Source organism: Neobacillus sp. BP17 (assembly GCF_059579525.1).
The window spans coordinates 2,468,089-2,492,840 of the sequence record NZ_CM184198.1; the positions used below are offsets into that span (position 1 = coordinate 2,468,089).

A 24,752-nucleotide genomic window follows, 5' to 3' on the forward strand; every position below is an offset into this window, starting at 1 on the left:
CGTTCCGTAGAGTTACACTTAATATAGGTATCTTTTCCTTGTTTTTTCCTATACTTGCAAAGAAGGAAGGCTAGTTTCCAACATTAAATAAACTCCATTGTTTTCGGAAATTTTATATGATATATTATCAACATAACTTATTAAAGAACTTTAATAAGTTTTTTGTTCAATACTTATTAAAGTTCTTTAATAAGATTATTTTAAGAGGTGGTGACTCTTGTGAATACGACTCCAAAATCGATGGGGAAAGAAATCCTCCGCGGTATTCGGAAATCTCTTCTAGAACTTGGAAATGCAACAAAAGTTGAACTTAGCGAAAAATTAGGGATTAGTTTCCCTACGATCAGCAAATTCTTAACCCAAATGGAAAAGGATGGGGAACTTATTTCAGTTGGTCTTGATAATTCGAGTGGGGGAAGAAGGGCAAAAAGATATACATATAATCCGGAATATATGTTAGGGTTGGCTATCTATTTAGAAAGAACAGAGACAAATTATATTGTCTTTAACTGTTTAGGTGAAGTGAAGGATGTTGGAAAAACCTCAAGTCTCTTAGCTGCTGGAGATTTAAGTTTATTAACTGTATGTGTTGACGAGATACTAAGGAGCTATCCGAAGATAAGATCTATAGCCATCGGTGTACCAGGTTCCGTTGATAAGGGACGGATTTTTTATATACCAGGGTATGAACATCTTCAGAACATTGACTTAAAGGGATACCTAGAAAATCGTTTCTTCATACCTGTTGTCATTGAGAACGATATGAATGCAGCCGTGCTTGGATATCACAAAAGTAAGGGGATTAAGAAAGATAAATCTCTTGTTTATATCTATTCAGGTCATAATGGTCCAGGTGCTGGAATTATGGTAAATGGAGTCGTGGTACGAGGAAGTACTAATTTTTCAGGAGAGGTTTCATTCGTTCCACAGTACGATGACAAAAATTTTGGCCAGGCTTTGCAAAATGAAACCAGGACGAAGAAAGCGTTTATAGGTGAAGACTATGAGATTGACGCCATTAGTAGGTTAGTAGCTTCATTTGTAGCTATCATTAATCCTTATACATTTATTTTCTGTGATGATGAAGTCAACGCAAATACCTTAGAGCAAATTGTTGATCAAAGTTCAAAGTATATCCCATCTGAACATCTTCCAGAACTTATCTTGAGTGATTGGCAACAAGACTATTTATTGGGATTACAAAGTCTGGGGCTTGATCTCATGATTACCGGATAAGCAGTTAAGAAAAATCAATACCATATGAAAAAATGTAAAGGGGGGACTAGTATGGCAACATTCTTTTTATTAATTATTTACTTGGCATTTATTAGCTTAGGGCTACCTGATTCATTGTTGGGCGTGTCATGGCCAATGATGCAATCGGAGTTTGGAGCACCGCTTGAGACGGCTGGATTGCTTTTTATGACGATTGCAGGAGGAACGATTATTTCAAGTTTTGCTAGCGGAGCTGTATTGAAACGCTTCGGGACAGGGATTGTCACATTTTTTAGTTGTTTAATGACAGCTGGAGCACTGCTCGGCTTTCATTTTGCACCTTCGCTTTTTTGGTTATTCATTTGTGCCATCCCACTGGGCTTAGGGGCAGGTGCAGTGGATTCAGGATTAAACAATTACGTTGCTTCACATTACAAAGCACATCACATGAGTTGGCTGCATTGTTTTTGGGGAGTGGGAGCTACACTTGGTCCCGTCATTATGGCTCAGTTTATTTCAGGGCAGCATTCTTGGAGAAGCGGGTATCTTGCCATCGCTGGTCTACAGTTAGTATTAGTTGTCATTCTTTTCTTCACGTTGCCTTTATGGAACAAGGTTGGAGGAAACAGCACGGTGAGCTCAGTAAATGAACAAGAGAATATGGACCAAAGATTTAGTGGAGCAGATCGTAAAAATCAAAAACCATTGCAAATTAGGGGAGTTAAGCTAGCTTTAATCTCTTTCTTGTTTTATTGTGGCGCAGAGGCAACGATGGGACTATGGGGAAGCAGCTTTTTGATCCATGTGAAAGAGTTATCGGTAGATACCGCGGCAAAATGGGTGTCCATCTATTATGGTGGAATAACCTTTGGTAGATTAATAACAGGCTTTATTACCCTAAAAATAAGGAGTCGGACGCTCATTCGGGCGGGGCAAATAATCGCATTGGCTGGTGCCGCCTTCCTATTCCTGCCATTGCCGTCCACGTTCTCTCTTGTTGGATTTATGATGGTTGGAGTAGGATTGGCACCGATTTTTCCATGTATGTTGCATGAAACGCCAACACGATTTGGGCAGGAACAATCGCAGACCATCATGGGGTATCAAATGGCTGTTGCTTATACAGGTAGTACGTTCCTGCCGCCTTTGCTTGGTCTCCTTGCAGCACACATAACAATAGGAATCTTTCCATTTGTCATTGCAGGTTTCATTGCAATCATGCTCTTAGGATCAGAGAAATTAAATGCCATCATGAAAAGGAAAGAATTAATAAGTGTAAAAAAATAACAACTCCTCAGTCATGTAATTTTAAGAGGTTCTAACACTAAAAGTCGTTCATTGTATTCGTAAGGGCTTTATGGAATAATTGACATCGAAAGTCTAGTTAACAGGGAAAAACAATTTTATGTTGATGGAGGAGATTGTTAATGTCGCCTAACAGCTCTAGCAATCCTATAGAAAAAATACATTTTATGTTAAAATCCACTCCGCCGAGAATAACGTTTCATCAGGATATGACGGAAGAAGAGCGGAGTATTATGCAACAACATATTTCCTATTGGATGGACAAACAGAATCAAGGGATTGCCTTGGTATTCGGACCAGTTCTTAATCCTTCAGCCCCACACGGACTAGCAATTATTGAAGTCGAGAATGAGGAACAAGTTCCAAATCTTGTCTCAGAAGATCCAGCCGTTGTTGCAGGTATAATGACAACGGAATTTTATCCTATGAAAGCAATAGTAAAGAAATAATATTTTCTCTTTTTCATGCGTAATCCTCTTTTTTTGTACTAAGTTGAAGTACGTTGGACCCCAATTTAATTTGATAAAATTGTATGAATTGGAAAACAATAGTGCTTAAGAAAGGAGGGCTTGGTTATGTATTTGAAAAAGTGGTTAACTGGATGGGTGGTTGTACTTGCGATGATGGTGGTGATGGCAGCTCCAGGTTCACTCTCGGTATTCGCTAAATCCAGCGTCGCAGCACAGCCTGAACAGACAGTGAATGCGATAGAGGTTCAACTTCACGATGATTACTTTAATCCGAAAGCCATCACTTTGCAAAGTGGACAAACGACAACGTTAATATTGAAAAACCAAGGGAAGAAAAAGCACACCTTCACCGTGGAAAAGCTCGGAATTAACACCGAAGTCCAGCCGGGAACTGAAGCAACCATTACAGTGACACCGAAAAATCCAGGTACATATGACCTGATTTGCCGGTACCATTTCCAGTCAGGAATGGTTGGAACAGTAATCGTGAAATAACAAAGCAAGGCCAAATGATTATTCTAGTAAAAATAAAGCCTCTCAAAATCAGCCAATCTAGCTGATTTTGAGGGGCTTTTGCTGTTTAGAAAGTTGCTTACGCGTTGATGAAGACTCTTTTTTCATCGCCAACAATAATATCAATCCAATGATACAAGCTGTCCCAACCCATTGGAAAGGACCAAAGGGTTCTTTTAACCAAAAGACTGTTGTTATAACGGCAGCAAGCGGCTCAATACTGCCAAGAAGACTGGATTCTTTAGGTGCCAGACTTTGTAAACTTTCTATATAAAACCAGAAGGCAATCATCGTACCAAAGATGATCACGAAGACTAAATAAAAATAAGCTTCGAGCGGTAAGCTTGTAAAGTCCATTTGCCAAGGCGGTTGGATAAAACTTAAGGCAAAACCACCGATCATCATTGCCCATCCGACAATGACAAGGGAATCGTATTGCGCAAGGAGTGGAACGGCGTATAGCGTATAAAAAGCTAGAGCGATTCCAGATAAAACACCCCAAACGATGGCAGGTGTAGACACAGATAATTGAGAGATGGAGCCATTTGTTAATAAGAAAAAACAACCAACTAATGCGAGAATAACAGTAATCAAATCTCTTAGTGTTATAACCGTTTGTTTACGGAAAATTAGGTAAACGATAATCATAACAGGTGCTAAATACTGTAGTAGTGTTGCAACAGCCGCATTTCCATGTTTAATGGAAGCCATGTAGGTATATTGTACCGCAAGCATTCCGACTAATCCGAAGATAATTAATTGAATCGCAGTCTTTCGAGTTTTCCAAACACCAAATATCTGGGACCGGTCTTTTCCGAAAAATTGAACGGTTAAGAGTAATAACCCTGCTATAAGCAAGCGGGTGGTTACCAGCCAATCTACATCGATTTGATATTGATGAAAAAGCTTTTTTGCTACGGTGCCACCAATTCCCCAAAATACTGCTCCTGTGATAACAAGAAGTATTCCCTTTTGTCTATTCATGATAGATACTCCACCTTAAAATATAAAAATAGTGTTATAATATTTTCAATCATAAAGGGAAAATCTCTGAAATAATACCCTAATTGAATAAAAAAATATAAATATATTGAGGTGGGCAAATGCAAATGCAAGACTTTCTGGTCGACCAAAGCTTAAAAGAATTAACGGAACATCGAACAACTGTCTTACCTATTGCATGTTACGAAACCACGATTAACCAAAATATTAATGGATATATACCGCTTCACTGGCATGATGAAATTCAGTTTGTTCTCGTTGTAAAAGGAGAAGCTATTTTTCAAATAAATGAGGAAAATCTGATTGTTCAAGAAGGAGAGGGGCTCTTTATAAATAGTGGCTGTCTGCACATGGCCAAAGATCTGAATGATTCGGCCTGCACCTATATTTGTTTAAATGTTTCTCCAAGGTTCGTTTTATCACAAGAGCTTTATTCAACCTTTGTATCCCCATATATACAGGCGACTAACATTCCATATTTACCTTTGATTCCTAAGGAACTTTGGGCGAATAATATTTTGAGTTCTTTAATGAAAATCAACCAGTTGATAAAAGAATCTCCACCATATTATGAAATTGACATCAGCCACCATCTCACGTTAATGTGGAAAAACCTCATAATGAATGGGATTCAATTAGAGTATGAACAGCCGGAAATGGTGAAGAATCACCGAATGAAGCAAATGTTACATTGGATTCACCTCCATTATGCTGAAAAAATCCTTTTAGAAGATATTGCACGAGCAGGTCAATTAAGCCGCTCTGAATGTTGTCGATACTTCAAACGAATTTTAAAGACATCCCCTTTGAACTATGTAACCGATTTTCGAATTCAAAAAAGTTTAGTATTACTACAACAACCAGAAGCCAATGTCACAGATGTTGCCTATCAAGTAGGATTTAACAGCACAAGCTATTTCATTGATAAATTCCGAAAGTCGGTGAACATGACCCCATTGGCCTATAAAAAACATAAAAATACCAGTTTTCTTGTGAACTAATACATTTAAAGTAACGGTGTAAAAGTTGAAGAACCAGCTGCCAAAATTCTTGGTGGCTTTCTTTTTGTGTGGTAAAGAAGTTTGCAATTAAATGTTATACGGAATAGCTTGTCTACATAACTATGTATAAAAGGCATAGGGTGTGAAAAATTCATGCGAATATTAAAGAATGTATCTTTATTTTTTCTAGCCTCTATATTACTAATGCTAACAATTATGTTTTTGAACGATAGGTTTAATTTAGGTATTTCTGATAACGATATAGACATTTTTCTTGGACCTTCAATTATGTTAATTTACTTCTGGATTGTTTCTCCGGACCTAAGGAAGCACTTCTATATACAATTCATTAGAGTCAAGGCTTTTGATAGAGTGGTATTGTTACCCGTTCTATTAGCAATATTGGTGCTTTTTTTGTTGTATTCCTATTTCTATTTTCCAGCATTTTTTGCTAAAGAGCCATTATCGGTTGGTAATGCTCAATATTTAGGGCATCAAGAACTTACTACTGCTGGCGAGATTTTATTGTTAGGGATCATAGGACCTTTTAGTGAAGAATTTCTATTCCGCTTCCTTCTTATTGTTTATTTGCCGTACCTAGCCCTCCATCACACGTTTATAAAAAAGCCTCTCGAAACAAAGAAAAACGTGAATAAAATTATTTCTAAACCTTTTATATTCTTAGTAAATGCAGCGAATAAGGTTTACTACCGAGTATTTGAAAGGAAAGATAAAAAATTAATAAGTGGCTGGGTGATACTAGTTTCATGTTTCTTTGCTTTCGTTCATGGACCTGACCTTTATTCATTTCCGCTCTATTTTTTACCTGGTATACTATTTAGCTTTGTCTATTTAAAGTACGGGTTTTTAGCAAGTTGGATTTGTCATGGAACTGCTAATACATTATCAGGGATAGTTAATGCTATATTTATCTCATTTCTTAATGGGAGATGAAAAGAGGTTAGTTGAAGTAGAAATGCAATTCAATTTTTCTTTATTTACATAAAAAAGTGGATGCCTTGTTGTTATAAGTTTTGTTCGCTCCGTATTTTCTTGAGTAATACCAGGCAGCCAGCTGAAACAAGACGATAGGTTTCATCAAAATCACCTGTATAAAATGGATCGGGGACATCTTTCCTATATTTGGTCAGGTCCAGCAGCCTAATGATCTTTGGATGTTTAGGCTTCCCGGTTATCCTGTAAATATTTTTTATGTTGCTTTCGTCCATACCGATAATATAGTCGAATTTCCAAAAGTCTTCTTTCTTTAGTCGTCGTCCAACAAGCCCATTTGAAGAGATATTGTATTTCTTCAGAATATCAAGAGTTCCTTCGTGCGGTGGGAAGCCGATTTGCCATGAACTGGTTGCAGCGGAATCAACTGCGATTTTGTTTGTCAAATTTGCTTTTTTGACTAAGTTGCGAAACAAAGCTTCAGCCATCGGTGAACGGCAAATATTCCCCAAGCATACAAATAAAACGTTGATCATGAAACTTAACCCCTTTAATTGCCTTCTTTTCACTCGTAATCACAAAGTATGTACCAAACAGAAAAATGGAACGGCGCTAGTGCTATTTTTAGAAACTGTTTCCCTGCATCCTGCTATTGCATTAGCAAAAAGTCTTCAAGAGGGCATCATTCCGCCTACGATTAACTTAGAACACCCCGATCCATTATGTGATTTAGATTATGTACCTAACGTAGCCAGACAAACAAATCTCAAAATAGGGATCTCCAATTCATTTGGGTTTGGCGGGCATAATGCAGTCATTGCTTTGAAAAAGTATTAATTGTGAAATAGTTTTAATAGAGAGAGTGACGAAATATACCTACTATCGAGGTACTTCTCCTCAATAAGAATAAAATCAAGGACCGTATTTGTTGTCCTTGAATTAGATATTTAAATATCAACACTATAATTTAACAGAGCCCACCTTTTAAAAAATAAAGACTTTATGTTGGACTAGTTGTAAATTTAACAACTTAAGTAATAGGATTGTTCTAAACTCTCCTCTTACGAGTCAAAAAAGCAAAAAAGGCATTCGAATGAGCTCAGTCCCTAGTCTAAGTGATGAGTTTCTAGAGTGATTTTTCTTATTCAAAGAAGAAGGTTTGTTGAAGAGTAGTATCATTTTTAAAGAAAATTATTAAATAAGTTAATAGCACATTTTGTGAAAAATAGGTAGAAAAATTATTTCTTTAACTAGTTAGTCAACATAACTTACTAGGAGAAAGGAGATGATTTTTTGACAAATAAAACAAATGGAAATGTTTTTGATTATATTGTTATAGGAGCAGGAACGGCAGGAGGAATTGTCGCAAAAAAACTATCAGATGACCCTAATACTAGTGTTCTAGTGCTGGAAGCAGGAACTAACATGACGAATCAGTTTAGCAACCCTAATCTATTTGTTGCGCTTGGAAATTCCACAGATAACAAATTTTCTTTCAATGTCGCAACTAAAATTCAGCAAATTATCTCACGTCAGCTGATCACTTCAAGTGGACGAGCTATTGGCGGGAGTTCTGAACATAATGCTATGTTCGCTGTACGTGGAAGCAGCGATCTATATGATACCTGGGCAGAAATAGTTGAAAATCCTGCCTGGAGTTACAGTAGTGTTCGCTCATTATTTATAGAAAACGAAACGTACACAGGAAAAACGCAATGCGAACATGAACGCGGGGAACATGGTCCTATTTTTGTAGGACAACAAAATATTCCCAAAAAAGGAGTTATTCAAACCTTAACACAAGCCACCTCAAAGGTTTTTGATATCCCGATTAAGGAGGATTATAATACAGGGATAAGAGATGTCACCTCACTAAAAGGTCAATTTACTCAAAAAATGGAAGGTAACAATCTGGTTCGTTCTTCTACGGCCACTGGATATTTAAACGTCAGTGTTGTAACGCAAGGAAATGAATTCCAAGCTGACGAATTTGGAGTTGGCGGCAGAAAATTAATCATTTTTGCTAAAACGACTGTAAACAAAATACTATTTCAACAGGAAAATGGGATTCAAGTCGCGGTTGGTGTTGAATTTGTTAAGGACGGGGAGTCGCAAACCATGTTCGCGCGGAAAGGCATTATCGTCTCTGCCGGACAATTTTCCTCCGTCATCCTTCAACGATCAGGGATTGGGAAAATTGACGATTTAGTTAATGCCGGAATTATTCCTTTGGTGGAAAGCCCTCAAGTAGGCCACAACTTCCAAACGCATTTTTATGTTGGTATGGGGGTTAGAGTGGAAACAAGCAGACTTCTTCAGGTTAGGGATGCTGACCCTAATCAACCTCTGACACTTAAGGCATTTAAAAAGGTGGATAACCCAGAAGGAGGAAGGCGCCTTCAATTATTAGGTGTGTATAATCCACTTTTTATACCTAGTCAGGTAGTGGAAATAAATGGATGGGGATTTAACGAAAAAAATAAAAGTAATGTCATGAGTATTGGAATTGTAGATGTAAATCCAAGAACACGGGGCACCATTCTGGTCGCCCATAGCGATCCAGAGGCATATCCATCAATTGATTTAAACCCGCTGTCAAATGAAGCTGACTTAAATTTCATGGTCGATCGATATATTGAGACTTATAAAATGATTGTTAAGGCTCGCAAGCTTGATAAGGATGGTATCTATAAGGTAGTCTATCCTGATGAAAGAATATTTAAAATGGATGATGAGAAGGAAAAGCGGGCTATATTAAAAGCGTATGTTAGAGCCTCGTATTCCATCTTCACCCATTTCGGAGGACAATGTAAAATGGGGACAAGCATTGGAAATGGGGTTGTCAATGCTTTTCTAGATGTCTTTGGAACCAAAAACTTGAAGGTCGCGGATCTTTCTATTGCGCCTATCTTACCAGACGGAAATACTTCCATGGCAGCACAAATGATCGGATTGAATGCTGTAAGGTTTATTAAAAACGATCCACACCCTATTGTTGTGGATTACAGTGTATTCGAGGATTTTGTCGAGGAAGAGTCAGACGTTCATAATGAGAGTTCAAACGATCATGGATAAAAGTTCATATTGGTAACCAAAAATGATAAAGTAAACAGACCGCACCAAGTGTGTAGTCTGTTTTATTATTTCTTACACTTTTAAGGACAACCTGGAATGAATTTGTGTATTTCTAATGCACCTTTTTTTTAAATCCAAAATAAACGTCAAAACTGTCTCGTAACTTAATACAAACTAGTCCGTCATATACAGTAAAAGGGGGAATGTGTATGAAGAGATGGTTTTTAATATTCATAGCTCTTTTTGGACTTGCCATAATAGGTTGTTCAAATAATGGATCGGCAGGAGGAAAGCCGCCTAAAGCCTTTATAGAAATCAATAATAAAAGATTTGAAACTGTGCTTGGTACTTATTGTTGGCAAGAGAATGGAAAAGGTGAATGCGTCGATTCTGTTGGAACAATTGAACTATTAAAAAGTAAAAAGCCAATAGAAGTAAAACCTGGAGAGAAAATAACTTTCGTGATGGATTATGAACCAAAACCAAATAAATTCCATGTTTTGCAGATAAGCAATAACCAAGAAACTGAAATTGTTGTTAAGGATAATCATTTTTCTGCACCTATACAAAAAGGGCTTTATTATTACTCTTATGGAGTATGGTGGATGGATGAAAAGGAAGAGAATTTATCTCATGGCGATGCTTTTTATGCCTTCTCCTTAGAAGTAAAATAGTTAAAAGGGAAAGCCATTGATACTTTCCCTTTCTTTACTCCTTTATAACAGTCGGGACCTTCGTTTATGATTAAACTAATGTTCCTTCTTGCATTTCAATGGTGCTGTTCATGAACATTTCCAAGTCGGCTTTCGTATTGGAAATGCCGCCTACACCAAAATTCTCAATAAAGAAGTTCGTTACGTTTGGTGATAAGAAAGCTGGTAATGTTGGGCCAACGTGAATATTTTTCACACCCAAGTATAGTAAAGATAAGAATACGATCACCGCTTTTTGCTCATACCATGCGATATTGTAAGATAACGGTAATTCATTTACACTTTCTAATCCGAATGCCTCTTTCAGCTTCAATGCCGTCATAACTAAAGAGTAGGAATCGTTACATTGCCCTGCATCCAGTACCCTTGGAATTCCGTTGATATCACCTAAATCCAGCTTATTATATCGATATTTTGCACAACCTGCTGTTAAAATAATCGTATCTTGTGGAAGCTCTTCGGCAAACTCTTTATAATACGTTCTGCTCTTATGGCGGCCATCACAGCCAGCCATGACAAAGAATCGTTTAATATCACCATTTTTCACCGCTTCTACCACTTGATCCTCTACTTGAGCCACTTGATTATGGGCAAATCCTCCAACAATTTCACCTGTTTCAATTTCTACTGGCGGCTGGCAATTCTTTGCATGCTCAATGATAACAGAGAAATCTTTTGTTCCATCTTCATTTTTAGGAATATAGGTTACACCTTCAACTGCCGTTGCCCCAGTGGTATACATTCTTCCTTTATAAGATTCCTTTGGCGGAACAATACAGTTGGTTGTCATTAAAATCGGACCGTTAAAGCTTTCGAATTCACGAGTTTGTTCCCACCATGCATTTCCATAGTTACCGACAAAGTGGTCATATTTTTTGAAGGCTGGATAATAGTGTGCCGGCAGCATTTCGCTATGTGTATACACATCTACTCCCGTGCCTTCCGTTTGTTTTAATAACTGTTCCATATCTTTCAGGTCATGGCCACTCACTAAAATTCCCGGATTTTGACGTACCCCAATGTTTACTTTCGTCATTTCCGGATGACCATATGTGGATGTATTGGCGGTATCTAAAAGCTCCATGGCATGAACGCCATACTTTCCACATTCCATTGAAAGTTCAATCAATTGTTCCATACTTACAGAATCATCTGTAATCATGGCTAGTGCTTTTTGCATAAACGCATTTAGCTCATCATTTTCATAGTAAAGGTTTGCCGCATGCTCTAAATAGGCAGCCATTCCTTTCAAACCGTATGTTACTAACTCTCTTAATGAACGAATATCTTCATCCTTTGTGGCTAAAATACTAACTTCCTGCGAAGCAGATTTCATTTCTAGTTGATGATTGGTTTCAGCATCCCATGTAACATAATCGCTATTATTGTCTAACGTGTACCCAGCATTGGTAATGGCCGCTTTAATTTCTTCCCGGAGGTTTAAACCTTTTCTTACTGTATGAAAAAACTCATTTTTATCCCAATTGGCATTGGTAATCGTCATAAAAAGACCATTTACAATATATTCATCGGTTTTCTTTTGATTAATCCCGATTCCACGTGCCATTGTATTCACAATCGCTAATCCCTTCATTGTATAAATCAATAAATCTTGCATATTGGCTAAATCATCTTTTTTTCCACATACTCCAACAACTGTACAACCTGTTCCTTTTGCAGTTTCTTGACATTGAAAACAAAACATACTCATTTATAATTTCCTCCTGTGAATGATTGCTAATTTTTTAATTTTTCTAGGTTCTTAGTTAGTGGGAAAGATTGAATAAGGTTTAATAGCAATTATAAATGTAATCAACTTATTTACATTGTCATTATAAATTCATTGATTTTAAATTTGGAGTTCTTAAGGAATCTGTTCATAAACAAGTCAAAAAGATTTGAACACTTCGTGACAAAAAGGACAAATGGATGGGGGGCGGAAATCTAAAAAACAATATCCGATTAGAAAAGATTTAATATCCTTCCATTCTGAATACTTTTCAAAAATATAAGGAAATTAATAATATGTGAAGAAAAAGGAGGAAAATGAGGTGATTCGTGTTAGAAGGAGTCCTTTCATGAAGAAAGAAGTGAAAGATCATAAAGCTCCACATCAGACTTTATCACAGGACAGCCCTTTATCGAAAACACTTGAAAGCAATATACAATACTTCTCCTCTCTGTACAAGGAAAGTTCAGATGTCATTTTCCGAACCTTTATTGTTGATAAGAAAGACGCTGCTATTATCTATATAGAGGGATTAAGCGATACTCAACAGTTAGAACAACAAGTGCTTGAGACACTGTTAGATACAAGTGAATTTGATGAAACAGACTTCCTGCTTTCTATAAAAAATAGATTACCCATTTCAAACATCAACCGGGTCACGACGATTTCCGCCTGTATCGATGCCATTTCCACTGGAAACCCAGTTTTGTTGTTTGATGGATTTGAAGAGGCTTTCTCCTTAGGTTTAGTGAAATTTGAAAAACGCACCATTGAAGAGCCACAGGCGGAAACATCCATTCGAGGACCAAGAGAAGGTTTCACTGAATCTCTTGGTGTAAATACATCATTATTGCGTCGAATTATAAAAGACCCTGCTTTGAAAATGAAGACCGTCTATATAGGAAAATATACAAAGACAAAGGTGGTAATTTCTTTTATAGAGGGAATAGTAGATAAAGCTCTAATTGAGGAAATAGAAAACCGTCTGAATCGAATAAATATTGATGGAGTGTTGGAAAGTGGGTATATCGAACAATTCATTGAGGATAATCCCTATTCTCCCTTTCCGCAAGTTTTGTATACCGAGCGCCCTGATGTGGTTTGCGGTAATTTACTAGAGGGCAGAGCCGTTTTGCTTATTGAAGGGACCCCCTTTTCCTTGGTGGCACCAGTGAGTTTTTTTAGTTTATTTCAATCCCCAGAAGACTATTACGAACGTTTTTGGATAGGGGCCATTATCCGATCTCTCAGGTTTCTTTTTTTAGTAATCGCCCTATTTCTCCCTTCCATCTATGTTTCCATAGTCACGTTTCATCAGGAAATGATCCCGTCTGCCTTGTTGCTAAGTATAGCATCGGCTAGAGAAGGCATCCCCTTTCCGGGCATTGTTGAAGCGATTATGATGGAAATTACCTTTGAAGCCATAAGGGAGGCTGGAGTACGTCTTCCTAGACAAGTCGGTTCAGCTGTCAGTATCGTAGGGGCACTTGTCATTGGAGAGGCAGCTGTTCAGGCGGGGATTGTTTCTGCACCCATGATTATTGTGGTGAGTATTACAGGGATTGCCTCCTTTATGGTACCTCGCTATTCGATTGGTCTAGCCATCCGATTACTAAGGTTCCCAATTATCATTCTAGCAGGCTTTGTCGGGCTAATCGGGGTCATGCTTGCGTTAATTCTGCTCGTGATCCATCTATCAACTTTACGGTCCTTTGGGCTCCCCTACTTGAGTCCAATCGCTACACTACAAAAACATCCGTTGAAGGATACTCTCATTCGTTCTCCCTTATGGAAAATGAACAGACGCCCTCAACTGACAGGTGAAATTAATGCGGTAAGACAAGGAACAAACATAAAGCCTGGTCCTAATAATGGCGGCGGTGAATAAGGTACAAATGGCGGTGAAATTGACATGCTAGAAAAAGGTAAAATATCAAACCTTCACATGGAGATAATGATGGTTCCAACCGTTATTGCTACAGGTATTCTTTCCATTCCGTCTATAGCTGGAAGATTTGCACGGCATGACATGTGGATGACGCCGATCGCAGGTTCTTTAATCGGATTTATAACGGTATACATCGTCTGGAAGCTTCATCAATTGTTTCCAAAGTTGAATCCCATACAATATAGTGAAAAAATTCTTGGGAAAGCAGTCGGAAAGCTATTTAGTGTTTTCCTCGTTTCCTTTTATATTCATGATACAGGGCTAATCATCAGACAATATTCTGATTTCATCTCTGGCAACGTGATGTTTGAAACCCCTAGCCTTGTATTTTCCATCAGCATCATGTTTGTCAGCGCACTAGCGGTGAGGGGCGGGATTGAAGTGATTGCCAGGTCCGCCGTTATTTGCACGACACTATACATGAGTACATCTGTGTCGCTCCTTTTATTATTGAAGGATATTGATGTTACTTTTATGCTACCTATTTTAGAGAATGGGCTCCTCCCGGTTATGAAGGGAGGATTTGTACATACAGCCTGGTTCAGTGAATTGTTTCTTTTAGCCTTCATTTATCCTTATATCAATAGCCCCAAGACGGGTCTAAAGTCAGGGATGAAAATCGCTCTTTTCATCATGCTTTTTCTTTTATATATTCACTTTTTTGTACTCACTTTATTAGGTATTTCATCCGTCAATCAATTTTATCCTGTATACTCGATCGTCCGTGCCATAAGTGTAATGGGATTTTTTGAAAACTTTGAAGTGATCATTACGGCTTCCTGGGTACTCGGGAATTTTGTTAAAGTAACTGTTTTTTTATATGTAGCTAGTTTGGGACTTGCGCAATTATTAAGGCTTTCGGATTACCGACTGATTGTGTTTCCCTTAAGTCTGCTTATCATTTTATTAAGTTATTGGGGCATCCCTAATATTGTCGAATTAATAGACTACATGACAAAAATTCAGCCATTTTATTTTGTGATGGTTCAGACGATCCTGCCCCTTTTCTTGCTCATCATTGCTTTGGTACGTAGGAAAAGGAGTGAGAGCAGTTGAAGAAGATTCTACTTTCCATCATGTGCTTTTGTATTCCCACTCTTTCTGGCTGTTGGGATCAGGTAGAATTGCCAGATCTTGCCATTATTACTGCTGCGGCCATCGACCGTTTAGAAGATGGAAAAACAAGAATCTCAGTCCAGATATTTATCCCACGTACCATTACAAGCGGACAAACAGGAGAGGATCCAAGCTCAGCTTCCACTTTTGTTCGTGAAGGAATAGGCGATAATCTGGCAAATGCCATTTCCAAGTTACAACTCAATGTACCGAGGAGACTGTTCTGGGGTCAATGTAAACTTTTTATTTTTGGAGACGAGCTTGCTAAAAACGGTATACGTAAAGAAATCGATTTTTTGGCACGCCATCCAAGTCCAAGAGGAAAATCACTTTTATATGTTAGTAAAGGGGAAGCGAGAGATATTTTGACATTAATTCCACCTTTAGAAAGATATTCAGGGGAGGCCCTGAGAAAAGTATCACAAATTGAAAATGGAATGATTACAACACTAAAAGATGTAGACATGGGGTTAATGGGTGAGAGTGAAAGTGTGTCTATGCCTTATATAAAAAAGTTGTCCCAAAATGATAAAACAAGGAAATCGAATCAGACCATACCTGTTTTTGAGGGAACGGCTGTATATAAGAAAGATAAAATGATTGGAACGTTAAACATGAAAGAGACACGTGGTTTACTTTGGTTAAAGGACGAGGTGAAAAGGAGTACCATATCCGTTAAGCCTAAAGGTGAGGACGGTAAAGTTACGATGACACCGACGATAGGAAAGATGAGTTTTAGACCTAAAATCAAAGAAAATCGCTGGATGATGCATCTAAATATCGCGATTGAAGGAGATATTGTTCAAAACGAAACGCAGCTAAATCTACTGAATGAAGATGTCCTGATGAAAATCCAGGGAGAATTCGAAGCCGCCTTAAAGAAAAGAGTAGGCCAAACCGTTGAGAAGCTTCAAAAGGAATTCAAGGCAGATGTCATCGATTTTGGGAGGAAATTTCATCAACACTACCCGAAGGAATGGAAAAAAGTGCAGGATCACTGGGAGGAGAAATTCCCAGAGGTCGAGGTCCATATAACAGTGAATGCAAAAATAAGGAGACCTGGTTACATTGGCCCGCCCGCAGCCCTACCTAGAGACGAGGTGAAGGAGTAATGCAATGGAGTTGGGTCACAGTATTAGGCATACAAGGACTTTTGGTAATCATTGTGTTATTCGAGTGGAAGAGACTCAAAAAGGCGTCGAAGGCAGATATCATAACATTTTCAGCAATCCTGTTATTGTCAGAATTGATTGCCTTTTTTAACCTAGAAAACGTGCCGGGGCCTCTTACTCTGCTTCAATACATTTTTGGTCCTTTAAGTAAAATAATGGAGTAAAGCTGCTAAAGGGTTCCGTTACCTGTGGCAAATATTTTGCGAAAGAAAACAGAACCCGTAAGAGGTTTGCTCGGTTTTTCTTATTTTTTGTATTGTGAACATTAGATTTATTCAGTATATTTAATGTAATATCAAGCAGCGAGGAAGGTAAAATGAACCAATCCTATTTTTATTTAAAACTAGAAACACATCAATTACATATGTCTTATAAAAATGAATCTCGTCGTGTGCGTGTTTTATTGCCGAAAAATTATGATAAAGATGTGGCTGAAAATTATCCAGTTGTCTATATGCATGATGGACAAAATGTTTTCTATAGTAGTGAAGCTTATAGCGGGTATTCATGGAAAGTAATTCCGGCAATTAAACAAAACCCCGATTTACCGAAGATGATTATTGTGGGGATCGATAACGCTGGACAAGATCGAATTAATGAATATACGCCTTGGAAAATTACTGAAAGCCCACTTCCTGAAGATATTGAACTAGGCGGAAGAGGAGCGGAGTTTGCTGAGTTTGTCATGACGGTCGTGAAGCCGTTTATCGATGAGCATTATCGAACAAAGGCGGATAAATATCATACAGCGGTGATTGGCAGTTCACTTGGAGGAAATATTTCGGCTTTTATGGGTATTGAATATAAAGAACAAATTGGTGGTTTAGGTATTTTTTCTTTAGCCAATTGGATTACAAGTAAAGCCTTTGACAGTTATATTGCCGGGAAAGAGTTGGATCCTGAACAACGTGTGTACATTCAAGTGGGGACTCAGGAGGGTGACGATACCGATCGACAAATGATGTTTGGGAATATGAAACAGGCCTATATCGATTGCTCGCTTAAGTATTATAAACAACTGATAAAAGGCTCTGTTCCTATTGATAGCATTCGTTTAAATATTTTTGCGGATGAAGAACATAATGAAAAAGCTTGGGCAAAACACTTGCCAGAATGTTTACGTTTCTTAAGTGTGAAGTGGTCTTGAATGAATTGAATATTTATATTTGACTGAATCTGAACAAAATAGGAATCTATCAATTTTTTGAAAATTTTTGAAAGTTTATATTGAATATATATTGAAATAATTGTACCCTAGTTGAGAAAATAATGAATTTTTTGATTCTGTGAAAGGGGCTTTTTGTATGAATTATATTTTGATATCACCATATTATCCAGGTAATTTTCAGCCATTTGCTCATCGTTTAAACGATGCAGGTGTCAATGTATTAGGAATTGGCGAAGAGCCATATGACCAATTAGGTAGCGAATTACAAAACTCTTTAACAGAATATTATCGTGTAAATAATTTAGAAGATGTCGATGAAGTGAAACGTGCAGTTGCATTTTTATTTTATAAACATGGTCCAATTGACCGGATTGAATCCAATAACGAATACTGGTTAGAACTTGATGCACAGTTGCGTGAGCAATTTAACGTGTTCGGCAATAAATCAAATGACTTGAAAAAAGTTAAATATAAATCTGAAATGAAAAAGTTGTTTAAACAAGCAGATGTGCCTGTGGTAGAAGGAAGAGTCGTAAAAACTAAAAAGGATTTATCTAAAGCTATTAATGACTTAGGACTGCCAGTTATCGCGAAACCTGATAATGGAGTGGGATCCGCTGCAACCTTTAAATTAAGTTCAAAAGAGGATGTACGCCATTTTGAAGAAGAATGGGGAGAAGCGCAAGTTTACTTCTTAGAACCATATGTCGAAGGAGGCGTGCTTTGTACATTTGATGGTTTAGTGGATCAGCAAGGGAACATTGTTTTCCAAACCAGCTTTACCTATAATGTGCCAACACTGGAACTCGTAAATGGTCAGTTGGATTTAGCTTATGTGATTCAAAAAGAAATCGATCCAAAACTCGAGGCTTATGGAAAGGCGATTGTGAAAGCTTTTGGCATGAAAGAACGCTTTTTCCATATTGAGTTTTTTAAATTAGAAAATGGGGATTATGTTGCACTTGAATACAATAACCGCTTGGCTGGCGGCTACACGGTTGATATGTACAATTTCGCGTACTCCATTGATTTATTTGCACAGTATGCTGCGCTTGTGACAGGAGGAGAATTCAAAGAGCCCAATGTCGAAAACCAGTTTTGTGTCGGTGTAACACAGCGTGATGTGTATGAGTATCAACATGATACCAATGCTATTTATGAACGATTTGGAGACCGGGTGAAGTTTGAACAGCGCATGCCAGAAGCGTTTGCGGAACTCCAAGGAAATCAATTTTATGCGATTAATGCAAATTCGCAAGAAGAAGTGGATGAGATTATCCGTTTTGTACATGAACGAAAAAATTACAGCATTGCAAACGTATAGGGATAGGAGATTTTTTATATGCATATAGAACAGTTACACCATTGGAGCGGTGAATTAGGCCGTGAAATGGTGTTGAACAGATATGGACACAGCGGCATGCCAATCGTAGTTTTTCCTTCATCTGGAGGGACGCATACGGAATACTATGATTTTGGAATGATTGATGTGTGTCATGACTTTATTGAATCAGGAAAAGTTCAGTTTTTTACATTGGCGAGTATAGATAGCGAAAGTTGGCTGCACGACTCAAAACCGGCGCATGACCGTGCATTAGCCCACGCGGCATATGACCGATATGTGATTTCAGAAGCTATTCCCTTTATTAAACATAAAACAGGTTGGTTTGATCCAATGATGACAACGGGCTGTAGTATGGGGGCCTATCATGCGTTGAACTTTTTCTTGAAACATCCGGATGTCTTCCAAAAAACCGTTGCACTGAGCGGTATTTACGATGCGCGTTACTTTTTTGGGGATTATGGAAATGACCCGCTTGTATACGAAAATTCACCGAGTGATTACATATGGAATCAAAATAATGGCTGGTTTATTGACCGATATCGTTCAGCAGATATCATTATTTGTACCGGGCTTGGTGATTGGGAACAGGAAGGGCTGCCATCATACTTTACATTAAAAAAGGCCTTTGAAGAAAAACAAATTCCAGCATTGTTTGATGAGTGGGGCGAAGATGTTTCACATGATTGGATTTGGTGGCGCCGCCAAATGCCGCATTATTTAGGAAAATTATTTTAATAAAATGTCAAAAAAACATCAGGACGGTTAAGTTGCTGGTGTTTTTTGATTGGGGATTTTTTGATTTTTAGGTTATTCGTGAGAAATGTCCATCCGGTATTTTAAAGAAAATTCAAAAATAGACAAAGTATGATAACTTTAAAGTATAATATGAAATAGTTATGTTTGTTCGGTCAGTAGATAAAATGAAAATCAATTTTTTCTGCACCAATCAGATATTGAACAGAATATGAAGGGTAACAAAGATGAGTATAATAAAGGATTTTTTGCTGCAACTGGCGTTTATGGTAATACCCATTTTTATTTACTTTACATTTATAACGGAGAAGGTAGAAAGCACTAAAAAGAAGACAGTAATAATGTCCGTTTTGTGGGGTATATCCATATTATTTTGTATGTCTTTCCCAGTGAGTTTTGGACAAAATGCTCGCTTGGAGTTAAGAATTATTCCTCTATTATTAGGGACGCTTTACGGCGGTTTTTGGTCAGGCATTTTCCTATCAGCGCTAATCATATTTTTTCGACTTTATTTTGGAATCAGTTTAGGATTTTATAATACTGTTCTTGTCTTATTATTTGCACTGCCTGTAATATTGTTTTTTCAAAAATCGTTTGCAAGTTCAAAAAAAGAAAAAAGAGTTAAAATTGCGGTTGGTCTTTCCCTTTACTACTGTCTTATTGGCCTTACTTTATTTTGTATTCTAAGAGGTTTTTTAATAGATTATTTTAAAGTACAGATTATTCATCTTCTCTTTGTAGTCGCCGCTACTTGGTTCTTCACTGTGTTATACGAAGCTATCAGGGAGATTCACCAACTTCGGTCAGAGATGCAAAACACTGAGAAATTAAAAGTAATTAGTGAGTTAGCCAGCATTTTTGCTCATGAAATTCGAAACCCGATGCAAGTGACTCGTGGCTTTCTGCAACTTCTAAACGAGCCTGATTTGCCGAAGAAAAAGAAGGAATATATTCATATATCTATCGAAGAGCTAGATCGCGCAAATGAAATAATAAATGATTTTTTATCTTTTGGTAAACCCTCCATAAATAACAATGGGAGAATTGACGTAGGTTATCAGTTACAACGTGTTGTAAATATGATTCAAAGTTACTCTCTAAGCCATAATGTTGAGATTAAAACTGATTTTTATAACAACGGTTGGATCCATGCTAATCCTCAAAAATTAAACCAATTATTGATAAATATTTTGAAAAATGCGATAGAGTCTATGCCAGATGGTGGAATTGTCTGGATTACAAGTTGTTCAACAGCGGATGGATATATAAAGATTACTATTAAGGATCAAGGGATTGGTATGACAAAAGAACAAATTGATAGACTTGGATCCCCTTTTTATACCTTAAAGGAGAGTGGAACAGGACTAGGAATGATGGTAAGTTTCCAAATTGTCCGTTCTTTTAAAGGTAAAATACAAGTGGCAAGTGAAAAGGGGAAGGGGACAGAATTTATTATATTACTACCGCAAATAACTTAAAGGTTATCTCATTTTCAAGAGTGGAAGAATCATCTTATATTTTCAATTACTTCGATAAAAAGGAAGGAGTGCAAACGATGGATTTCGAAACGGTTATGCAGGAACTTGAAGCCCTCGGCAAGGAACGTACGAAAAAGATATACACAAGTAATGGTGCACACGAACCGCTTTTTGGAGTAGCTACAGGTGCAATGAAGCCGCTTGCAAAGAAAATCAAGAAAAATCAGCCTCTCGCCGAGCAGCTTTATGCAACCGGGAACTACGATGCCATGTATTTTGCCGGCGTCATTGCGGACCCCATGATCATGACGGAGGCAGATTTTGAGCGTTGGATCGATGGGGCGTATTTTTATATGCTATCTGATTATGTGGTTGCCGTAACGTTGTCCGAAACCGATATTGCACAAGATGTTGCTGACAAATGGATTGCAAGCGGTGAAGAACTTAAAATGTCGGCAGGCTGGAGTTGTTATTGCTGGCTGTTAGGTAATCGTAAGGACAGTGAATTTAGAGAAAGCAAGATTGAAAGCTTGCTAGATCAGGTGAAAAATACGATTCACGATGCTCCTGATCGAACAAAATCCGCTATGAATAATTTTATGTACACAGTCGGGATTTCCTATGTACCGCTCCATGATAAGGCGGTTGAAACGGCAAAAGAAGTAGGCCCAGTAGAAATCAAGCGGGACAAGAAAAAAAGCAAGATTCTCCTCGCTTCCGAAAATATCCAAAAGGAAATCGATCGAGGAAAACTTGGTTTCAAACGTAAATATGTAAGATGTTAGCATCCTTTGTGGGAAGTGGCTTAGTAATTACATTACTGAGCTATTTTTTTATGCAAAATTTGAATAAATTTAGGATGGATTCACGTATACACGACAAATTATTCATTCTATCATGGGACTTTCTAATTAAAAGGGTGAAAAATGAGGATTTTTGCAAGATTAAGCAGGATTTTTAATTTTTATAAAAGAATATATTATATACAATTCAAATCACTGGTTCATACTGGAAAAACTGTGCTAAAAAAGTAATGATATGCTCACACAGGATGTTGTTTTCACTATGTAAATAGTCACTCATAAAAATAGGTCAAAGCATATTATTCATCTATTCTATCAAGGTATGAAAGAGGGTATTCGATATGATTGAAAATTTCTTTGCTGACTATAAAAAATATATTGTAGTACCAGAAGATGAAAAGGCTGGTAATGAAGTATTTGATCCCCAAAATTTTGAAACATATTATATATTAACACTGTCCATTTTTGATTCCCGTATATCGAGCTGGAAGGATGCTAGTAAATTTGAAATTGATGTGGAAAAAAGTATCAAAACAGTCCTGAGTGATTTCAATCAAAGGCAGCATAAGCAGTACCATCTTCAATTACTAGAATTTGATCGATATAAAAACTATTTTATCTTGGCTTTTTCATCTAAAACAAAATTTAATCCAGGGGAAGAAAAGGAACGTATCACGTATGTCATTGATAATATACTCACAAACCCTTTTTATGTTGGACAAGGCTGGTTTAATTTGATTGGTGAAAAAGGAAAAGTGGCTCGAAAGCTCTTTTGCTGCTCCTTTAAGGAATATGTTGTGGAGGACCGAAACCATTCTAAAACGGAAGAAAAATATGAAAACATCAGTGAATTTATCCCTAAGAATGGAGAGATCAAGCTGATCAAAAGCATCTGAGCAAGGTTTTTGATGATGACCCAAATCTTGGGGTTAGAACATTTATGAAAATAATTTACCTGTTTTTGGGCATCCTCTTTGTGAGGATGTTTTTTTTTCTAACCAAAAGGGGTGAAGGTGTTTGAAATGCCCACAATGTGTTTATTCCAATCCAGATGGAGTAAAGTTCTGCATAAGCTGCGGCGAAAGGTTTTTTAAGGATAACACACAAGAAGATGAAAACAGTTTTTTTTATGAGTTTGCCCATTATGTCGATATGGTTCCGAAATACCAACGCTCGGTTGAGCCGAAATTTCAAAATGTATTTTCTCGTGTTTTCAGGAATCATAGTGAACTGGAAGCTGAACGGCTGTTTATCGTTGGAACGGCACTAACGACACCCAAGATTTCAGAAGTGAAAGACACTTGGCCGAAACCGTGGCTTTTTGCAAGGGTATTTATCATTGCTCTTCTGGCCTTCGCAGGATTTTACATGGGTGTGACATATTTCGGTAATGTAAACTTTATACCTGGATTGATTATTGTTGGCGCATTTGCTGTTCCGTTTACAACGTTAATCTTCTTTTGGGAAATGAATGCTCCGCAAAATATTGCTTTTTATAGGGTGATTTATATCGTGTTGATCGGCGGAGTTCTCTCGATGTTAGTCGCACTTGTGTTTTTCGATATTCTGAAAAATATGATTAATCCGATTACAATTGGCATTGCAGAGGAACTGGCCAAAGCTATAACGGTCATTACGTTTGTTCGATACCGAAAATACAGATATATACTTAACGGGCTTCTTATTGGTGCCGCCGTTGGAGCGGGTTTTGCCGCGTTTGAAACAGCGGGCTATGCACTAAGGTCATTGCTTTCTGGGGATGGTGCAAATCTCTACAACACCATCCTGTTTCGAGGGATCTTTGCTCCCGGCGGGCATATTGCCTGGGCGGCGCTGACTGGTGCAGCATTCTGCAGAGTGCAAGGGGACCATCCATTTAATCTTAAAATGCTATTCCGTTTTAGGTTTTTACGCGTCTTTGTCTTAGTGGTATTGATGCATGCGTTATGGGACACTCCCATAACAGGAATGTTCCCATTTGGACAGATTTTTTTAATGCTGGCTTCATGGGTAGTTGTCTTCCTGCTCATCCGTGCTGGCCTTAAGGAAATCGGAGAAAGAAAAATATCTGTATAAGAGGCAGAGGAGAGATCCTCAACAGGTTCCGTTGCTTATTGCAATATACAAAATGTAAAATAAAATGGCCGACAAATTTGTAATCTAATTTGTTGGTTATTTTTGTTTGCAGGAGAACTTCCGGTATCTCTTCTCGTTATTTATCCGATTTAAAAAAGTTAATAAACCGATGATAGGGGCATTTGGCCAATGACGTATCATCGTCACGAAGAAAATATTGTCTCCACTCAAAATTATCCTCTGCTCCATAACTGTTTAAATCGGGATGGATCGGAGCGGAATCGTAGGCTGCCAGTCTTTTTCTAACTTGCTGTTTAATCCCTTTTGCAAAATTGGGTGACTTATTAAATTCATTAAGGACCCAGCGAGGAGTAATCGCGAGCATCAGTTCATCAAAATGCCTGCTTTTTCGATTCTTATGGGCAGGGGTTGCGCAGTACATAAAATATTTCTCTCCATGATAACAAAACTCCCATATTGGAAGATGGGGGTCCATAGGGATATCCTCTGGCCAATCATATGGGTCGATGCTCCGTAAGCCACTGAGATGGTTCCAAAATAATTGTTCGTACTCTTCAACCGTATAGGCCATCTTCATGTCCTCAGGCGTTTCATAAAAAACAATCAGTGATGTGTTGCTTCCAATTTCCCTTGAAACTTCTGTGTAGCTGCTCAAGGCTTCAGCAAGTTCAAATACAGTAGAAGCTTCTCGTGGATTCCCAATAAAGCTGTATCGCAGCTGATTCTTTGCGAATCCAATAGTGGCAGGGATGCACGGAAAGGGTTTGTCTTTGTCACTCATTTTAGTAGAGAATTTCTCTATCGCATTCTTTTTCCAGTCCGTTAATTGTTTCCGGCTTAAAGGATCATCTCTATATAGTCCTTTCATGATTGACACCTCCATACTGCAGTATAT

General features: G+C 37.8%; 23 protein-coding genes and 1 pseudogene. 20 read left to right on the forward strand and 4 right to left on the reverse strand.

All coding sequences use genetic code 11. The features are described 5' to 3' along the window. Positions 1-240: 240 nt before the first annotated feature. The 4 genes from AC4QJR_RS11890 (at position 241) to AC4QJR_RS11905 (ending at position 3,485) form a co-directional block, all read left to right on the forward strand. Complete coding sequence (locus AC4QJR_RS11890) at positions 241-1,236, forward strand: ROK family transcriptional regulator (protein ID WP_496526666.1); 996 nt, start codon at positions 241-243, stop codon at positions 1,234-1,236. Between the two features lie 51 nt (positions 1,237-1,287). Beyond that, positions 1,288-2,502: an MFS transporter gene (locus AC4QJR_RS11895; RefSeq protein WP_496526303.1), complete on the forward strand. Its 1,215-nt coding sequence runs from the start codon at positions 1,288-1,290 to the stop codon at positions 2,500-2,502. Between the two features lie 140 nt (positions 2,503-2,642). Further along, positions 2,643-2,969, forward strand: coding sequence for a YciI family protein (locus AC4QJR_RS11900; protein WP_496526304.1), 327 nt, complete (start codon positions 2,643-2,645; stop codon positions 2,967-2,969). Positions 2,970-3,095: 126 nt separating this feature from the next. Next, positions 3,096-3,485, forward strand: a complete 390-nt coding sequence (locus tag AC4QJR_RS11905; RefSeq protein WP_496526305.1) for a cupredoxin domain-containing protein — start codon at positions 3,096-3,098, stop codon at positions 3,483-3,485. A gap of 57 nt (positions 3,486-3,542) precedes the next feature. Here the strand turns inward: AC4QJR_RS11905 and AC4QJR_RS11910 are convergent, their stop codons facing one another. Then, on the reverse strand, positions 3,543-4,487 hold the full coding sequence (locus AC4QJR_RS11910) for an EamA family transporter (RefSeq protein ID WP_496526306.1): 945 nt from the start codon (positions 4,485-4,487) through the stop codon (positions 3,543-3,545). 119 nt (positions 4,488-4,606) lie between these two features. Between AC4QJR_RS11910 and AC4QJR_RS11915 the strand changes: the two genes are divergently transcribed. Further along, entirely contained in the window at positions 4,607-5,506 is a 900-nt protein-coding gene (locus AC4QJR_RS11915; protein WP_496526307.1) for an AraC family transcriptional regulator, read from the forward strand. A gap of 417 nt (positions 5,507-5,923) precedes the next feature. Beyond that, entirely contained in the window at positions 5,924-6,460 is a 537-nt protein-coding gene (locus AC4QJR_RS11920) for a CPBP family glutamic-type intramembrane protease (RefSeq protein ID WP_496526308.1), read from the forward strand. A 71-nt stretch (positions 6,461-6,531) separates the two neighbouring features. On the opposite strand, the gene AC4QJR_RS11925 is transcribed toward AC4QJR_RS11920, so the two are convergent. After that, positions 6,532-6,996, reverse strand: coding sequence for a low molecular weight protein-tyrosine-phosphatase (locus AC4QJR_RS11925; RefSeq protein ID WP_496526309.1), 465 nt, complete (start codon positions 6,994-6,996; stop codon positions 6,532-6,534). Between the two features lie 112 nt (positions 6,997-7,108). Here AC4QJR_RS11925 and AC4QJR_RS11930 point away from each other — a divergent pair. From AC4QJR_RS11930 to AC4QJR_RS11940, 3 genes and pseudogenes are all read left to right on the forward strand, one after another. After that, positions 7,109-7,297 (forward strand): annotated as a pseudogene (locus tag AC4QJR_RS11930) (beta-ketoacyl-[acyl-carrier-protein] synthase II); the annotation flags it as partial. A 456-nt stretch (positions 7,298-7,753) separates the two neighbouring features. Next, a complete protein-coding gene (locus AC4QJR_RS11935; protein ID WP_496526310.1) occupies positions 7,754-9,535 on the forward strand; it encodes a GMC family oxidoreductase in 1,782 nt (593 codons plus the stop codon). Positions 9,536-9,744: 209 nt separating this feature from the next. Then, complete coding sequence (locus tag AC4QJR_RS11940; protein WP_098575459.1) at positions 9,745-10,209, forward strand: hypothetical protein; 465 nt, start codon at positions 9,745-9,747, stop codon at positions 10,207-10,209. A gap of 70 nt (positions 10,210-10,279) precedes the next feature. Here the strand turns inward: AC4QJR_RS11940 and hcp are convergent, their stop codons facing one another. Next, positions 10,280-11,959, reverse strand: a complete 1,680-nt coding sequence (gene hcp, locus AC4QJR_RS11945) for a hydroxylamine reductase (protein ID WP_496526311.1) — start codon at positions 11,957-11,959, stop codon at positions 10,280-10,282. Between the two features lie 367 nt (positions 11,960-12,326). On the opposite strand from hcp, the gene AC4QJR_RS11950 reads away from it, so the two are divergent. The 11 genes from AC4QJR_RS11950 (at position 12,327) to AC4QJR_RS12000 (ending at position 23,836) form a co-directional block, all read left to right on the forward strand. Continuing rightward, positions 12,327-13,865 carry a spore germination protein gene (locus AC4QJR_RS11950; RefSeq protein ID WP_496526312.1) on the forward strand — a complete coding sequence of 513 codons (1,539 nt, stop codon included), beginning with the start codon at positions 12,327-12,329 and terminating at the stop codon, positions 13,863-13,865. Positions 13,866-13,889: 24 nt separating this feature from the next. Then, entirely contained in the window at positions 13,890-14,981 is a 1,092-nt protein-coding gene (locus AC4QJR_RS11955; protein WP_496526313.1) for a GerAB/ArcD/ProY family transporter, read from the forward strand. After that, the gene (locus AC4QJR_RS11960; RefSeq protein WP_496526314.1) at positions 14,978-16,153 is read left to right on the forward strand and encodes a Ger(x)C family spore germination protein; all 1,176 of its coding nucleotides are present in this window, start codon (positions 14,978-14,980) and stop codon (positions 16,151-16,153) included. Before AC4QJR_RS11955 ends, AC4QJR_RS11960 begins: the two co-directional genes overlap by 4 nt. After that, positions 16,153-16,377, forward strand: coding sequence for a hypothetical protein (locus AC4QJR_RS11965; protein WP_098575464.1), 225 nt, complete (start codon positions 16,153-16,155; stop codon positions 16,375-16,377). Before AC4QJR_RS11960 ends, AC4QJR_RS11965 begins: the two co-directional genes overlap by 1 nt. A 152-nt stretch (positions 16,378-16,529) precedes the next feature. Beyond that, positions 16,530-17,360 (forward strand): alpha/beta hydrolase, encoded by an 831-nt coding sequence (locus AC4QJR_RS11970; RefSeq protein WP_496526315.1) that lies wholly within the window; start codon positions 16,530-16,532, stop codon positions 17,358-17,360. 157 nt (positions 17,361-17,517) lie between these two features. Next, complete coding sequence (locus AC4QJR_RS11975) at positions 17,518-18,705, forward strand: ATP-grasp domain-containing protein (protein ID WP_496526316.1); 1,188 nt, start codon at positions 17,518-17,520, stop codon at positions 18,703-18,705. Between the two features lie 18 nt (positions 18,706-18,723). Next, entirely contained in the window at positions 18,724-19,461 is a 738-nt protein-coding gene (locus AC4QJR_RS11980) for an esterase family protein (protein WP_496526317.1), read from the forward strand. A gap of 245 nt (positions 19,462-19,706) precedes the next feature. Further along, the gene (locus AC4QJR_RS11985) at positions 19,707-20,957 is read left to right on the forward strand and encodes an ATP-binding protein (RefSeq protein WP_496526318.1); all 1,251 of its coding nucleotides are present in this window, start codon (positions 19,707-19,709) and stop codon (positions 20,955-20,957) included. Positions 20,958-21,034: 77 nt separating this feature from the next. Then, a complete protein-coding gene (locus AC4QJR_RS11990) occupies positions 21,035-21,742 on the forward strand; it encodes a DNA alkylation repair protein (protein ID WP_496526319.1) in 708 nt (235 codons plus the stop codon). A 359-nt stretch (positions 21,743-22,101) separates the two neighbouring features. Then, positions 22,102-22,656 (forward strand): hypothetical protein, encoded by a 555-nt coding sequence (locus AC4QJR_RS11995; RefSeq protein WP_496526320.1) that lies wholly within the window; start codon positions 22,102-22,104, stop codon positions 22,654-22,656. 121 nt (positions 22,657-22,777) lie between these two features. Next, positions 22,778-23,836, forward strand: coding sequence for a PrsW family intramembrane metalloprotease (locus AC4QJR_RS12000; protein WP_098575471.1), 1,059 nt, complete (start codon positions 22,778-22,780; stop codon positions 23,834-23,836). A 136-nt stretch (positions 23,837-23,972) separates the two neighbouring features. Here AC4QJR_RS12000 and AC4QJR_RS12005 read toward each other — a convergent pair whose 3' ends face one another. Further along, entirely contained in the window at positions 23,973-24,725 is a 753-nt protein-coding gene (locus tag AC4QJR_RS12005; protein WP_496526321.1) for a YqcI/YcgG family protein, read from the reverse strand. Positions 24,726-24,752: the final 27 nt, after the last annotated feature.